The sequence below is a fragment of the Enterococcus sp. AZ156 genome (assembly GCF_051714165.1).
In the GTDB taxonomy this organism is placed as follows: Bacteria; Bacillota; Bacilli; order Lactobacillales; family Enterococcaceae; genus Enterococcus_B; species Enterococcus_B pernyi.
This window is the reverse complement of the sequence record NZ_JBIORI010000001.1, coordinates 889207-904351: the sequence shown is the minus strand read 5'-3', so window position 1 is coordinate 904351 and position 15145 is coordinate 889207. Positions and strand designations below refer to the sequence as shown.

The following is a 15145-nucleotide window of genomic DNA, read 5'->3' as shown; positions in this document are numbered from 1 at the left end:
AATAGATATATTCACTGTTTCCAATTTTACCATAAATTACCAGTTTTTAGAAAGTAGATTATCACATTTTACAGTGGTTTTCTTAATTTTCATCTAAACTTGACGAAGATGGGGTCGTATTTTCATTTGTTGGATTCATTTCGCCTTGATTCTCACTTATTTGAGGCTCATCAACGCCCGTTTCTGAAGTAGAAGTTTGATCCGCACTTTGCGCACTTGCCTCTGTACTTTCTTCTGATCCATCTTCTTGCGCTTCTTCGCTATTATTTGAGTAAGGGTAAGAAAAAATCCCTACTTCCATGTCGATCACACCATTTTCTTCCATTTCGCTAGCTACTTGCGCATAAAAATTCATTTGCGTTGCTAAGTTAGTAATATTGACGATCACTTGGTTCCCATCGTTCATATTCAGCTGGATCAAATTTTGATTCGTATTACGAGGCGTATATTTGATTTCCGAAATGGCTTTTTGTAACTCTGGAGATAATTTATTATATTCTTTTGCTAAATCTTTGATTTTTGTTGAGTCAGTAAATCCTTCTAGGATCGGCAGATTTTTTGTTGGACTTTCAACTATTTCATCCAACACTGTTCCATCTTCGATCACAGGGCTATATTTTCCGTCCGTTAAAATCAAAGCAATCTCTTTATATTCAGTGACAGACAGATCAAATGTATTGACACTACTAAAACCGATCGTAGCAGATTTTATTCGAGGCTGCTCTTTTTTCAAATGATCGATGTAACTTTGGCGCTGCCAATACTGTCCCCAAATATGCTGATTCAATGCTAATTGCGTATCCTTCAATATTTCTTCTTTCGAAACAACTTCATTTCCGGAAACAGAAACGCCGTCTAATTTGCTCAACGGGGAAACATAATAAATCAAAAATAACAAAGGAATCAAAAGAATGGAAATGATTAAACTCAGCCTTTTGTATAAAACTTTGTTTCGATAATTTTTTAAATTAGGCAAGCGATCAATAAACGAACCATTATACGGTCCCCCGTCTTTCTTATGTTCGATTTCTTCATAGTCTAATAAATCATCTTCTTCAACAAGTAGTTCTTCTTTTTTAGGAGGTGTAGGTTCTTTTTGTTCTTCTTTATGCTCGCTTTTTTCACTTGTTCCTGTCTGATGATCTGTGTGTTCTTTATGTTCTTCTAAGTATTTTCGGTTGGCCATTTGCCAAGGCGTCAGCGAGTTTTCATCGTTTGACTTCTCAGGCGTTTTTTTTGTTTCTTTTTTCTTACTCATCTATGACCACCACCTTATTCTATGATTAACGATTTTGCTAGTTGATACAAACGCTCAGACGCATCCGGGATACCTAATGTTTTAGAGGCAGTTGACATATTTTGTTGTAGTGTTTCATCTGTCATGATCTCATTTATCGTGGCACCCAAGGAATCACCATCCAACTCTCCATCCGCAATCATCTTAGCCGCCCCAACTCGAACGAGACTCATCGCGTTTTTTGTCTGATGATCGTTTGTCACATAAGGACTTGGGATAAGGATCGCAGGTAACCCAAGTGCGGTCAACTCAGCAATGGAGGTCGCCCCTGCTCGTCCGACCAATAGATCACTTGCCGCCATCACCGCTGCCATTTCATTGATGTAAGGTTGAATACTGATATTTGCTTTTGTTTCTCCTAACTTTTCCTTAATACTTTGATAATAACGTTCTCCTGATGCATAAAGGATCTGATAATCCGTCGCTTCAAATGTATCCAAATAAGAAGTAACAGCTTGATTGATTTTTAATGCCCCTTGGCTTCCTCCAAAAATCAAGACTGTTTTCTTCTTAGGATCGAGATCAAATTTTTTTAGAATATCTGTTTTCATCGTATCTGCAACTTCTTGTGCTCGCGGGTTACCGATCAAAACTGATTTGTCCTCTGGGAAAAAGGTTGCTGCATCTTTAAAAGAAAGCGCGATTCGATCCACATAACGACTCAAAAATTTATTTGTCATCCCCGGTACACTATTTTGTTCATGGATGATTGTCGGAATCCCTAACTTAGCAGAAGCATACACAACTGCCCCAGAAACATAACCACCGGTTCCGATCACGATATCTGGTTGAAATTCTTTTAGTATTTTTTTCGCTTGATGGATACTTTTTAAGAATAATTGGATCGTTTTGACATTAGCTAGTGAAAACTTTCGCTGAAATCCTTGGATCTCTAAGGTATGAAAAGGAATCCCGGTGGTTGGAACGATTTTGTTTTCCAAACCACGTTTTGCACCTACATACATAAACTCGGCGTTCGGCTCTTGTGTTTTCACATAATTGACGAAGGCTAGCGCGGGATAGATATGTCCGCCGGTTCCTCCACCTGTTACCAAAATTTTCATAGTTTTTATCGCTCGTTTCTACTTTTCTATTTTTAATTTTCTAACGGCTTCCATAAAGCGATCACCACGGATCTCAAAATTAGGATATTGATCCCAACTTGCATTGGCTGGTGATAATAAAACCACATCTCCTGGTTCGCTATTTTCTAAAGCTACAGGAACCGCAGCTTCCACAGACTCTGCTGTGCAGACCGTTGGTATGCCCGCTTTTTCACCAGCATCCTTCAATTTCTCTTTAGTTTCACCAAAAGTGATCAATCCCTTCACTCCTTCAAGTGATGGAATGAGTTCATCAAAGCTATTGCCCCGATCAAGTCCACCGGCGATTAAAATTAATTTTTCTGGTTGAAATCCGCTTAATGCCATCTTGGTTGCTAAGATATTTGTGGCTTTCGAATCATTGTAAAATTTACGTCCTTGCACCTCACCAACATATTGTGTACGATGTGGTACGCCATGAAAATGACTCAATGTTTCTTTTATTTCTTCATTTGAGACATTATATTGTTTTGCAACAGTAATAGCTGCTAACGCATTTTCAACATTGTGCGCCCCTGGAACACCTATTTCTGAGATCTCCATGACTTTTTCTTTGTCGTAATAAATAACTCCCTCAAAAGAATAAGCACCTGTCGCTAAGACTTGATCTGTCGCAAAAGGTAACACTTTCGCTTTTGTTTTTTTACTTAGTTCCTGTAATTCTTTCTGATTCCAATTCAGTACAAGATAATCCTCTGACGTCATGTTTTTTTGCAAATGCCATTTAGCTTTGACATAGGCTGGACGAGAGCCATGATAGTCGATGTGTGCTTCATAGATATTCGTGATCACTGCAATATGGGGACGAAGATCAGTAATTCCCATCAATTGAAAACTTGAAAGTTCCATAACAATCTTGTCTTCCGGATTAGCTTCTTGTGCCACACTACTTGCAGGAAAGCCAATGTTACCAGCTAAACGAGTGATACCTGCTGATTTCCCCGCATTCAACAATAACCCAGTCATTGTTGTTGTCGTCGTTTTTCCGTTGGTGCCTGTTATGCCGATAATTGGGCATTCCGCTACTTCGTAAGCCAGTTCAACTTCCGTAATTACCGGAATACCCATTTCTTGAGCTTTTGCAACTAATGGATGTGTATAAGGAATACCTGGATTTTTGACCAGCATTAAAAATTTTTCATCTAATAATTCAATTGGGTGACTACCAGTCACTACTTTGATCCCTAAAGAAAGCAATTCTTGGGCTTCAGGATTTTCATCAAACGGTTTTCCGTCATTAACGGTGACAAGTGCGCCCAGTTCATGTAATAACTTGGCCGCACTAAATCCACTTTTTGCTAATCCTAATACAAGGACTTTTTTATTTTCATAAGTTGTTATTTTTTTCATTCTCGTCATCTCCTACCATACGATCCACAATGTGATCAATGAAGTAATTACACTTGTTATCCAAAAGACAGTATCTATCTTCCATTCAGACCAACCACTCATCTCGAAATGATGATGGATCGGTGACATTTTAAAGATTCTTTTACCAGTCAACTTGAAAGAAGATACTTGTAACATCACGCTAGCTGTTTCGATGACATACATCAGACCGATCAATAGTAATGTCCATTCCTGATTGAGCATGATCGAGATTGCTGCTAACAATCCTCCTAATGCTAAGGAACCGACATCCCCCATGAATATTTTGGCAGGCTTGCGATTATAGACGAAAAATCCTAGTAAACCACCTAAAACACTCAAGCAGATAATTAAGACATCATACTGCTGTTGGTGCCAAGCGATAACTGCGTAGGTCAGAAAAGAAATACTTCCTAATCCAGCTACTAAGCCATCAATACCATCTGTTAAGTTAACAGCATTGGAAAAGCCAACTAACCAGAAAATCGCGAATAATCCGTACAACCAACTTAATGGAAGAGCAATTCCAAAAAAATTCAGTGTTCCAGGGTATCCTTCACCACGATAAACGAGATAAAAGATGATTCCCCCAACAATTTGGCCAATCAATTTTTGCTTTGAGTTCAATCCCATATTTCTTTTCTTGAAGATTTTGATGAAATCATCCAAAAAACCAATTGCTCCATATAGGGCAAGTACAAAAAGTAGGATGAAAAGAGTAGGCGTTAACTGTTGTTGCCAAGCGCCTACCCAGATACCAGTCAAGAGCGCACTGACTAAAAACACCAATCCCCCCATCGTTGGAGTTCCGGCTTTTACATTATGCCATTTAGGTCCTTCCTCACGAATGGCTTGGCCTTGTTTTTTCATTTGAAAATAACCAATAAATAACGGCATTGTTGCAATCGTCATTGCACAACTACTCGCAATGGGAATTAATGTTTGTGTCAAATCCATGCTCTCTTCTCTCCTATTATTCTTTTAGATGGAAACTTAATGTTTCGTCAGATATTTTTTCATAAGGTGCGAGGCTTTGTTCTGTACAGTAACCATCACCGTGGAATGTCACTTCGACACCAAGTATTTTTCCTAATTTCATGATATCCGCCTTTGACCAACCTGTCACATCAGGCATCAATGCAGTACCACCACTATATAGAATCAATTTTTCTCCCGATATCAGCTCATCCCCATTTGCTGTGGATTGCGCTTCTACCTTATTTCCATCGCCAATGACTACTGGTTGCAAACCGCTCTTTTGTGCATCAGCAGCGGCAATATCAGGATTTAAATTACGATAGTCAGAAACAGTGATATTTTCCGTCTTTTTCTCTTCTGGCGTAGCTGTTTCAGCTTCTTTGAAATCCATTGCTCGTTTCAGTAAGGGGTTCGCAATTTTTGCTAAAGCCGTGCGGTCATATGTCTTAGGATGTTTCATTGTCAGATAAAGGACATATTCGGGATCCTCAGCTGGTACCATTTCGACGATCGAATACAGATACGCGGTATCACCTGTTAGATATCCTCCTGTATCAGAAGCAATCTGGGCTGTTCCTGTTTTAGCTGCAATATTGTATCCCGGAACATTATATACTCCGTAAGCACTACCGTAATTTTCATCTTCTATGACATCTCGCATATACTCACGAACTTTTTCTGTCGTTTCTTTCGAAAATGGCTGTCCTAACACTTCCGTTTCAGTAGAGACTTCTTCTCCAGTATTTGGATCAACGATCTTACTAATGTAACGTGGTTGGATCATAGTGCCGTTGTTGGCGATCGCACTGAAAGCTTTCATCATTTGGAAATTCGTGACACCAATCGCTTGACCATACGCACTCATCGCTTGGTCAACGATATTAGCAGTTGGTAAAGCACCCGCAACTTCATCATCTAAACCAGAGTGAGTACTTTGCCCAAATCCTAGTTTTTGCAAATAGTTAAACCACTTGCCACCTAAACGCTGTTCCAGCATTACCATACCCACGTTACTAGACCATGAAAGAGCTTGACGCATGGTCAGCATTCCTTTTTTACCAAAGTCATGGTCATTGATCGTGGCATCAGCTACTTTGATCTGTCCAGATAGGAAAGACTCATTTTCATCGAATTTACCTTCTTCGATTGCTGCTGCTGTCGTGAAGATTTTCATTGTTGAACCTGGTTCATAAGAATCTTGTACAAGGATGTTACGCCACACAGCATCTTCACCAGTCAACCCTTCCATCGTCTCAGGATTGAACGTCGGGCGTTGGCTCATCGCAGTGATCTCGCCAGTTTTAGCTTCCATCAATATCGCAGTCAATTCTTCAGGTTGATATTCTTCATTGACTTGATCCATCAATGTTTCTAAGTAACTCTGCAGACGACTATCAAGAGTCGTATACACATCTTTACCGTCTGTTGCCTTTTCTTCTTCTGCTACAGTACCTGGTAATGGATTTTGGAAATTATCTTTTTGATAATAGATCTTTCCGTTTTGTCCACTCAAAATATCATTATAAGCAGATTCGATCCCAAGTCGGCCAACCAGACCATTTTCTTCTTCATCCGGTACCGCATAGCCAATAAAATGGGAAGAAAATATCCCACTAGGATACATACGTGCAGGATGATTATCGAAATAAAGCCCATTAACATCAGCCGCTTTCATCTCTGCTTCGATGTTTTGTTTCGTCTCTTGGGTGATATTACGTCCATAATTCCCAAATTCTACTTGGTAGAGATTTTGCTCGGCTCCATCGCGTAGCACCTTCAAGGCTTTACTTTTTTCCATTGAAAGGTTTTTGCTGATAATATCCGCAAGTGTATCGAAATCTTTTTCTTGTGCATATAATTTTTTGTTTCCAGTCGTGTATGTTTCGGAAAGAATTGCTTTGATCGAGTAAGACGTGGCATCTTCTGCTAGTGCCACCCCATTACGGTCAAAGATCGTGCCTCGTTTTGCCTTGACCTCTTCACTACCTTGATAAAGCTGGTTCGTTTTTTCTTCTAATGATGTACCAGCCACATGTCCACCGATCACGATGTATGCAAAACGAACGGCAAATAAAAAGAACAATCCAATACTCGTAGCAAATAAAATGATACCTACTTTTTTGCGATTGTTCATCGGATTTAGATTTTTCTTTTCCATAAACCGCCGGAATTTATTTTTAAGACTCATTTACTTCACTTTCCTTAAATTGTCGTCATTGATTGACAACCCTTTTTCTTCTGCGATTTTTTTAACACGCTCGGTACGAGAAAGTTCACTTTTCTCTTGCTCCAAACTGATTTTTTCTTGATTTTTTTCATTATATTCAACCTGTAGCGCCCCGATTTGCTTTTCCATACCACTAATATTAGTTCGTAACATCACTGTTAATACGCAAAGTGCGATGACAGAAAAAGCAATACACACTACGGCAAGCTTTTCGAAAATAGAGATTTGCTTCAAACGTTTTGCTGGAGATTGAGGAAGAACGATTTCTTTCTCTGAGGGTGAATCTGGCAGAGGTTGCTCTGGTAGTTCAATTTCTTGTAAATCATATGGATATTGTTGGACTTTCTTTAGTTCTGCCATTCTTCTACTCCTCTTTCTCTCGTATTTTTTCAGCGATACGCAATTTTGCACTACGAGAACGATTGTTTTCTGCCACTTCTTCTTCAGATGGTAACATCGGTTTTCTCGTTATCACTTTTAATTCAGGTTGGAACTCATCAGGTACGACCGGCAACCCTGGTGGTAAATCTTTGATCGTACTATATTCTTTGAACATGTTTTTGACGATCCGATCTTCTAATGAGTGGAAAGTGATCACACTGAGCCGGCCACCGACCTTCAATAAGCGGATTGCTTGCTCTAAGGAGGCTTGCTCCGCACCTAGCTCATCATTGACTGCAATTCGCACAGCTTGAAAAATGCGTTTTGCAGGATGACCGCCTTTTCGTCTTGCTGGGGCAGGAATCACCTGTTTGATGATTTCTACTAATTCCCCGGTTGTTTCAATCGGATGATCTTTTCTCACCCGTTCAATTTCTCTGGCAATTTGTTTTGAAAATTTTTCTTCTCCATAACGAAAGAAGATCTTTACTAATTCGTTATAAGGATATTCGTTGATCACATGATATGCTGACAAAGGTGCCGATTGATCCATTCGCATATCCAAAGGCGCATCTTGATGATAACTGAATCCACGTTCTGCTTCGTCTAACTGTGGCGAAGATACGCCTAAGTCGTAAAGTATCCCATCGACCTTAGGTACGTATTCAGTCAAGCGCTCTTCAAGCTCACGGAAATTTGCTTTGATAAAAGTGACCATACCTTTTTCGACATACTCAGCCAAACGGATTTTTGCGTGATCGATTGCGATCTGATCTTGATCAAATGCATAAAGATGACCCTCTGTATTCAATTGGCTTAATAAGTATTCGCTATGTCCGGCCCCGCCGAGTGTACAGTCCACATAAATTCCGTTCGGTTTGATTGCAAGTCCATCTACCGTTTCTTTTAACATGACTGTATAGTGTTGAAATGTTTCAGTCATTGGTCAGCCTCTTCCTATTTCTTATAATCCGAAATCAATCATATTTTCAGCGATTTCATTAAAGTTTTCTTCCGCAGCTTCTGAAAATTCTTGCCATTTGGCTTCATCCCAAATTTCGATCCGGTTTGACACTCCAACAATGACACACTCTTTCGTTATAGTTGCGTAGTTTCTTAATGTATTAGGGATATTGATACGTCCTTGCTTGTCCAACTCACATTCTGTAGCTGCTGAGTAGAAAAAACGGACAAAGGTTCTAGCGTCTTTCTTTGCTAGAGGCATATCATTGAGTTTCGACTCTAATTCGTTCCATTCGCTCATCGGATAGCCAAAAAGACAACCATCTAATCCACGAGTCAACACGAATTGTTCGCCTAATTCTTCACGCAGTTTTGAAGGCACGATCAAGCGACCTTTTGCATCAATATTATGCCGAAATTCGCCCATTAACATCGAAACTACCCCCAATCCTCCACTAACTAAAATCAGTCTACCACAATCCCCCACTTTCTACCACCTTTTATGGAAAATCTGAGAATAACTTTTTGATTAGTAAAAAAAATTTTAACAATCAAGCTGATAAAAGATTTTTTAAAGTCTTTTAACAGCCTGATTGCGCCATACTAGAGAAACGAAAGAATGTTTAGGACGATCAAAACGATATACATGACTAAGGTTACCAAAAAAGTAAGACGCCAAGTCATTTTGAAATAACGTGAATACACAAGTTCGTCATAATAATAAGCTTGGAATAACGCGATACAGATTGCCATTAAAAGGATAGTGATCAATAAAAAGGGCAAAAATGAAGACGTATCGGTATTACGAGACAATGCATGGATGCCTCCCCACAAAAAAGGAACGGCTAAATCAGGTGCTTTGACTTTGAAACGCCGAGTCAATGCAAATATTTTTACTAGAAATTGACAACCAAAAATCACGATTGCCGGAAAGATGTACCAAAACAATACAAGTGGTGAAAAACTACCCATTCGACAAATCTCCTTTTTTATCGTTGCGTTCAGTATACGTAATTTAGTTTACACAACGATTTCATTTAGTTTAAATTTATACTGTTTTATTATGTTGTTGCAGCCGTTGTTTGACAAATCAAGATTGATGATCAGTGGGTAGTCTCTTTCAATGTGTTCTTTTCAAGAATTGGTTATAATAGAAGAAAGAAGTATTGAGGAGGTTCCCAATGATAAAGTATTTTACACTTGAAGACCAGAAATTGGTTGATTCAATGGAAGAAACGGCTGAAACCATTTGGTATTGTGTCGAGCGACCCACAGAAGAAGAAATCAATCAATTGATCAAACAGTTCCAAATACCTAAAGATTACCTCACGTCTGTCTTAGACGATGCAGAAAACTCCAGGGTAGAAGAATTTAATCAAGAAAAGCTGACAAAACCAGCATTGGTATTATTACAATACCCTTTTCCAAAAACAAGTCCTAGCGGATATTTCCAAGTAGATACTTATCCGTTTTCGATTATTCTCACGCCCAAAAAGAAGCTTATCACAATTACGAATCACGAACCACTTTTTTTGAAAAAAGTCTTTCATCAAACGTTTCAAAGAAACGATCTTTCGACCACTCTAAATATTTTTATGCAGTTACTTTGGCAGATCACTCAGTCCTATAACACTTATCTTTCTACCTTACTTGCCCAATGTGATCTGTTGGAGACACAACTAAAAGTCTCAACTGAAAATAAGCAATTGTATCAAATCATGGATATCCAAAAAAGCTTGGTTTATTTCAAAGAAGCGACTGCCTCGAATCTTGAAGCGTTACAACAACTAGCCGAGAACCAATCGGTAAAAAATAATCACGCGATGATGAATCACCTCAGAGACGTGATTATCGAAACAGAACAAGCAAAGACCACCGCTCGTATCCGCTTAAAGCTTGTCGAACAGATGAACCAAACATTCTCTGCCATCATTTCAAACAACTTAAATAATATTATGAAAATTTTAACTTCTTTAACGATTATCTTAACGATTCCAACAATCATTGGAAGTATTTACGGTATGAATATTAAACTACCAATTGCCGAAAGGGATGATGCTTTTCTTTGGTTGATACTATTGACCGTGATCATTTCACTTCTGACCACTTATTATTTGAAAAAAGGTAAGTTTTTATAGAGATGCCCTCTTGTAGAATCAATGAAAAGCATGTAAAATCAACTTAACAATAATAAATCGAGGTAATCACGATGCGAGAAAAAAAACAAACAAGCACTTTTGCGAAAGTCACAAAATTAGTGATTTGGACAATGTTGATTTTGACAATCGGTTCAGTCGTTCTAACTGCTGTAATCAGTGTCATGTAAAAATAATGGAGGTTGCGCCAAATTTGGCGTAACCTCCATTTCCTGTTATTAATTATTATCATCAAGAGCCTGTCACATTGGTTACTACATACTTAAACTAACCTCTTTTTTGTTTGTTCTTGGTTGCTGTCTTACTTGATTCGATATATTTTTATGTTGGCTTTTACTCTCGCATCACTTGTTAGCATCGAAAAACTTTTCTTGTTTTCAATTCGAACTCCAGCCCCCGACCGTGTTGAATGACCCACTTGTTCGAATCTTACTTGATTACTTCCTTCTTTTTGCTTTTTCTGATATTGAGCCCCACTATTCTCTAAGGTTGACACTTTTTTACCTGTTGCTGTTTGAGTAGATTGTTGGTTCATCAAAGTATTGGGCAATGGATTCGAATGTCGATTATTTAAAGCCAAATTCTGCCGAGAATTTTTCTGTGTTCCTTTCATAGCTTCTTTAAATTTATTAAAGTTTTTTTCTAATCTCGGATCGAAATTATTCGGATCGATCCCCACTTCTTTATTAGTCGTCATTCTTTCCACACTGTTTGCCAGATGTGAATTTTCGCGATCTGCGGACATTTCTCTTTGATTCTTCACTCTATCTGGCTCATCCCATTCCTTTATCATCCGTCTTCTTCTTTTTAAGTACTCCTGTTCCAATTCTTTCTTACTTGGAACCGGGGTATCAGTAGCCTGAGGATGAAGAATTACCTCAGTATTTTTAAAATTGCTCATTCCAGGCTGAGAAATCAAATTGGCGTTGATTGGATTGGCTTGAAATCTTCGCTTCTTGCGTAAGCCCTGAATTTTGCTCATCCCTGAGGTTTTTGTAACTTGCTATATCCTTCGATAAGCTTTTGGATAAATCATGATTCGTAAACTCATTGATTAGTATTTTCGTTGCATCCAAAATTTGAGTTGCAAAATTTTCTTGTCCCAAACTATGGTCAGAGGAAGTAGGTTGATCAAACGATTGGGGTGATATATTGTCTTTATTTGCTTTCCCTAGGTTAATAGTAAATAATTGGAGATCAGGTAATGCAAAAGACATCAAATTTGAAACATAGGACAACATGGATTGATCCTTTGCTCCTTGCCCACCACCTCTATCAGTAGGTATTTCATATTGCCTGAAAAAATCAGTAAAGACTTTAGTTACTTTATCCCAAAATGCCTCGTTTATCTTGGGAGGGTGATCCAATCGTTCAAGTGCTGTGCTAGGCGTGTACATTTCCTCAAACGTTTTTTTAACTGGTTCAATCGCTGTTTGAGGCTTCTGGGCTTCCCCAAATGGTAGATTTACTTGTCCAACCGCTGTCGGGGGCTTCTGGATTTCCTCTAAAGGTAGGTTTGCTGCTCCAACCGACGTCGGGGGCTTCTGGATTTCCTCAACAAAACCTTTCAAAGTATTTTTAATTTGTTCTGCAACATTTTCTGCTGTAAGATTTCTAAATTGGCTTCGCTGATTTAGTGTTCTTCGTGGTCTCTGATGAACATTTTTATTAATATCCTTTTTATTTGAAACCATTAAATTGTTAAGTTCAATCTCCCAGTGATTAAGTGTATTTTTTAAATCAATTGTCATGTTGTGAGGGGAAACGTTATTGCTCTGTGTATGACTAGCTGTGATGTTGGAGGTACGTAGATAATCCATTGATTGTTCGGAAGTTCTTTTCATTTCGTTGTTTTTTTCTTTTGGTACATTCAATCGATTAGGGCCATGCGCAACCACTGGTGTTAACATATTTAACACACTGGTTGCGTATACCGCTCCCGTGAAAGCAGAAAATTTCCCTCTATTCAGATGAAATCTTCTTTGATTACTCAGAGCCCTTAACTCACGCTCTAACCCATGCGGATCTTGCTTGTCTATAACACTGTTGTTGAATCGTCCTATTCTCTCGTTATGATTTTCTCCTGGCATTCCTTTCACTCCTTCTATTTATTTAATTGGCATTCATTATTTACCGTAGTCAACATTCTGTTTTCCCATTAGCCTTGATAACGTTTGTGGTAGAAAAGTACTACTATCCTAATTTTTTAGTCATCTTTTTATTGTCTTCAATTAACTATATGCTCAAACTTGGTTCTTTTCGATTTGCTCTTGGACGCTATTTTTCTTGATTAATTATATTTTGACTTTTTACTTTAGCATTCCCTACAAGCACAGATAACCTTGGCTTATTTCCGTTTTGTTTTTCAATAAACGTTTGTAGGTTTTTATCAATGTCGTTTTTTGCTTTGGCTGACAAAAATTTATCGATGCTTAGCCCATCTGAAAACTTCTTAAAGATTCCTAGATTCTCTATATTCGTTAGCCGATCGAGTGATTCTGCTCTCTGATCCCCCTTGGATGATCTGGCTTCAAATTTAGGCATTCCATAAACAAAAGAAGTCTCATCTTTTTTTATGCTGCTCGTGCCGTGTACCAACTGATCATATAGTTCCCTTGACTCTTTCTTATTTGGTTCTAAACTTTCCTGTGACAAATGAGACTTTTCTTTTTGCCAGGAATCGATCCCATTGCTTGCTATATGATGTTCTTCTCTCAATCTAAACTCTGGAATTGGAATGTCTTTTGTCTGGGATGAAGGAGCTTGCTGTAAATCTTTCAAAAAATCCTTCAATTCTGCGGGGAAATTCTGTCCATCCGATGATTCTATCATTTTTAAAATATATTCACCTGTCCGTGTATCTTTTAAATCAATAGTTTTTTGATTCGCCAAGCTGTTATACAGATCCTGTGATTTATTTTGAGACAGTTGCGTAGGAATCGCCTGTTAATATATTTCAGCCTTAGAACGATAAGGATATGCTTGCTCTCCGAACTTGATTAGACTTTCTCCTATACCGTGTGTTAAGCTTTCTTCATTTTCACCTCTTACATTTCTTGCTTCAAATACAGGATTATCATTGAGATTGCGCAGTTTAACTGTGTCAATTTCTTTTTCTCCATGCGTTGTAAAACTGACCTCTGAATTCGGATTATCTTTTGTTTGGGATGAAGTGGCTTGCTGTAAACCTTCTACAAATTCCTTTGTCATTCTCTGTTTTTCCATATAGATTGTCCGATTACGTGAGTCTGTTCCCTGATTTCGCTTGGATGGTCTTGCTTCAAACTTAGATATGTCATCATTTTGAATACTCTTCAAACTTTGTATTACCTTATCCTGTAGTTCAATCGTCGATTTCTGAGTTGTATCTACACCTTCCTGTGACAAGTGATACTTTCCTTTTTGCCATGACGCTATTCCAGTGCTTGTTGACTCATTTTCTTCTCGCAATCTAAAATCTGAATTTGGACTATCTTTTGTTTGGGATGAAGAGGCTTGCTGAGAACCTTGTACAAATTTCTTTGTCATTCCCTGATTTTCCATATTGGTTGTTCGATTACGAGAGTCTGTTTCCTGATTTCGCTTGGATGTTCTTGCTTCAAACTTAGGGATTTTATAAACAAAAGAAGTCTCATCTTTTTGAATAGTATTCGGACTTTTTACTTCCTGATCATGTAACTCACTTGTGACTTTCTTAATTAAATAGGAGGATTTTTTGGAGAGCGCTCGGTGATGTCTTGGATTGATCTGTCTACTTTCATTTAGGGATTGTTGCATTACATCACTTGTATTGCGAGATGTATTGCCCTTATGTTCACTAGATTCTTTACGTTTAAATTTCAATTTCTTTTTAGAAACATACTCACTATTAAATTGTTTAGGAAGCGTACCTGTCATATTAGCTAGCTCATTTGGCGCTGTAACTCTTTGATCTATACTGACTTGGGGAATGATCTGTAATACATTACGATAGCTTTGAGTTGCATTTGCTCTAGTATTTAAATCAAACGAAGGATTTTCTTGATTTCTTTCTCCAAATGAGGTGCTTGCATTTCCTACAATTCGATCATTCCTTTGATTTATCGGCTGTAGTGTTATATTTTGAAGAATACCTGTCGAATAATAAAGATAAGAAATAATTGGGTTTGCTCTCACATTTAGGGATTCATTTCCTGTCCGAACAGCTAATCTACTCAAATCTTCTTGAGTATTTGTCTTATTAGCGTCATGCATTCGATTAATGAACTTTCCACCTGTTTCTCTGAAATCAATTATTGGCATATCTTACACTCCTCGCATTTTTATGTATTTGTTTTGTTCCAATCCTTTTTCTTAGGAAACTTCTAAAAGTGGATGTTCCTAAATCACCCATTTACAAAAAAATTTTAGATGAATTGTCCCTTCCTCCCTTTCTTGTAGGTATTCTCTATGAGTAAAAATACGACGTAACCACCATTTGGACAAAAACAACGAACAATAATCATTGAGTTTGCTATTTCTATAACAAATAAATCACCAGCGGAAACGAATCATTTACATAGACGATATGACGATACTTTTAATACAATACTTTAAGCGAATCAATGATAGCTTTTATTGATCTAAGAATATTCGTGTTATTCATTTACTAATCTATTACATTCTTACAAACCTATCTTTTATCCGTAGTAGT

At 38.0% G+C, this 15145-nt stretch carries 15 protein-coding genes; 2 read left to right on the top strand and 13 right to left on the bottom strand.

The features are described from left to right. Window positions 1-82 precede the first annotated feature (82 nt). The 9 genes from IGJ95_RS04355 to IGJ95_RS04315 form a co-directional block, all read right to left on the bottom strand. Window positions 83-1258, bottom strand: coding sequence for a cell division protein FtsQ/DivIB (locus tag IGJ95_RS04355; RefSeq protein WP_010735979.1), 1176 nt, complete (start codon window positions 1256-1258; stop codon window positions 83-85). A 14-nt stretch (window positions 1259-1272) separates the two neighbouring features. Further along, window positions 1273-2361, bottom strand: coding sequence for an undecaprenyldiphospho-muramoylpentapeptide beta-N-acetylglucosaminyltransferase (gene murG / locus IGJ95_RS04350; protein ID WP_062805503.1), 1089 nt, complete (start codon window positions 2359-2361; stop codon window positions 1273-1275). 18 nt (window positions 2362-2379) lie between these two features. Next, a complete protein-coding gene (murD, locus tag IGJ95_RS04345) occupies window positions 2380-3750 on the bottom strand; it encodes a UDP-N-acetylmuramoyl-L-alanine--D-glutamate ligase (protein WP_023519352.1) in 1371 nt (456 codons plus the stop codon). Window positions 3751-3762: 12 nt separating this feature from the next. Further along, window positions 3763-4725: a phospho-N-acetylmuramoyl-pentapeptide-transferase gene (gene mraY / locus IGJ95_RS04340; protein ID WP_010735982.1), complete on the bottom strand. Its 963-nt coding sequence runs from the start codon at window positions 4723-4725 to the stop codon at window positions 3763-3765. Window positions 4726-4741: 16 nt separating this feature from the next. Then, window positions 4742-6934 (bottom strand): penicillin-binding transpeptidase domain-containing protein, encoded by a 2193-nt coding sequence (locus IGJ95_RS04335; protein ID WP_062805506.1) that lies wholly within the window; start codon window positions 6932-6934, stop codon window positions 4742-4744. Further along, window positions 6935-7333, bottom strand: a complete 399-nt coding sequence (gene ftsL / locus IGJ95_RS04330; RefSeq protein WP_010735984.1) for a cell division protein FtsL — start codon at window positions 7331-7333, stop codon at window positions 6935-6937. It abuts the gene before it with no gap. 4 nt (window positions 7334-7337) lie between these two features. Continuing rightward, on the bottom strand, window positions 7338-8297 hold the full coding sequence (gene rsmH, locus IGJ95_RS04325) for a 16S rRNA (cytosine(1402)-N(4))-methyltransferase RsmH (RefSeq protein WP_010735985.1): 960 nt from the start codon (window positions 8295-8297) through the stop codon (window positions 7338-7340). Window positions 8298-8318: 21 nt separating this feature from the next. Then, entirely contained in the window at window positions 8319-8750 is a 432-nt protein-coding gene (gene mraZ, locus IGJ95_RS04320) for a division/cell wall cluster transcriptional repressor MraZ (RefSeq protein WP_034691698.1), read from the bottom strand. Between the two features lie 170 nt (window positions 8751-8920). Continuing rightward, a complete protein-coding gene (locus IGJ95_RS04315) occupies window positions 8921-9289 on the bottom strand; it encodes a DUF3397 domain-containing protein (protein ID WP_010735987.1) in 369 nt (122 codons plus the stop codon). Window positions 9290-9498: 209 nt separating this feature from the next. On the opposite strand from IGJ95_RS04315, the gene IGJ95_RS04310 reads away from it, so the two are divergent. Together IGJ95_RS04310 and IGJ95_RS04305 are read left to right on the top strand one after the other, a co-directional pair. Further along, entirely contained in the window at window positions 9499-10455 is a 957-nt protein-coding gene (locus tag IGJ95_RS04310) for a magnesium transporter CorA family protein (protein ID WP_010735988.1), read from the top strand. A gap of 71 nt (window positions 10456-10526) precedes the next feature. Continuing rightward, complete coding sequence (locus tag IGJ95_RS04305; RefSeq protein ID WP_010735989.1) at window positions 10527-10643, top strand: DUF4044 domain-containing protein; 117 nt, start codon at window positions 10527-10529, stop codon at window positions 10641-10643. 131 nt (window positions 10644-10774) lie between these two features. On the opposite strand, the gene IGJ95_RS04300 is transcribed toward IGJ95_RS04305, so the two are convergent. From IGJ95_RS04300 to IGJ95_RS04285, 4 genes are all read right to left on the bottom strand, one after another. Next, window positions 10775-11374, bottom strand: coding sequence for a hypothetical protein (locus IGJ95_RS04300; protein WP_137072067.1), 600 nt, complete (start codon window positions 11372-11374; stop codon window positions 10775-10777). Next, a complete protein-coding gene (locus IGJ95_RS04295; protein ID WP_153830334.1) occupies window positions 11361-12563 on the bottom strand; it encodes a hypothetical protein in 1203 nt (400 codons plus the stop codon). The genes IGJ95_RS04300 and IGJ95_RS04295 overlap by 14 nt, the downstream gene beginning before the upstream one ends. A gap of 187 nt (window positions 12564-12750) precedes the next feature. Continuing rightward, complete coding sequence (locus IGJ95_RS04290) at window positions 12751-13365, bottom strand: hypothetical protein (protein ID WP_153830333.1); 615 nt, start codon at window positions 13363-13365, stop codon at window positions 12751-12753. 54 nt (window positions 13366-13419) lie between these two features. Beyond that, the gene (locus IGJ95_RS04285; protein ID WP_010735993.1) at window positions 13420-14754 is read right to left on the bottom strand and encodes a hypothetical protein; all 1335 of its coding nucleotides are present in this window, start codon (window positions 14752-14754) and stop codon (window positions 13420-13422) included. Window positions 14755-15145 lie beyond the last annotated feature (391 nt).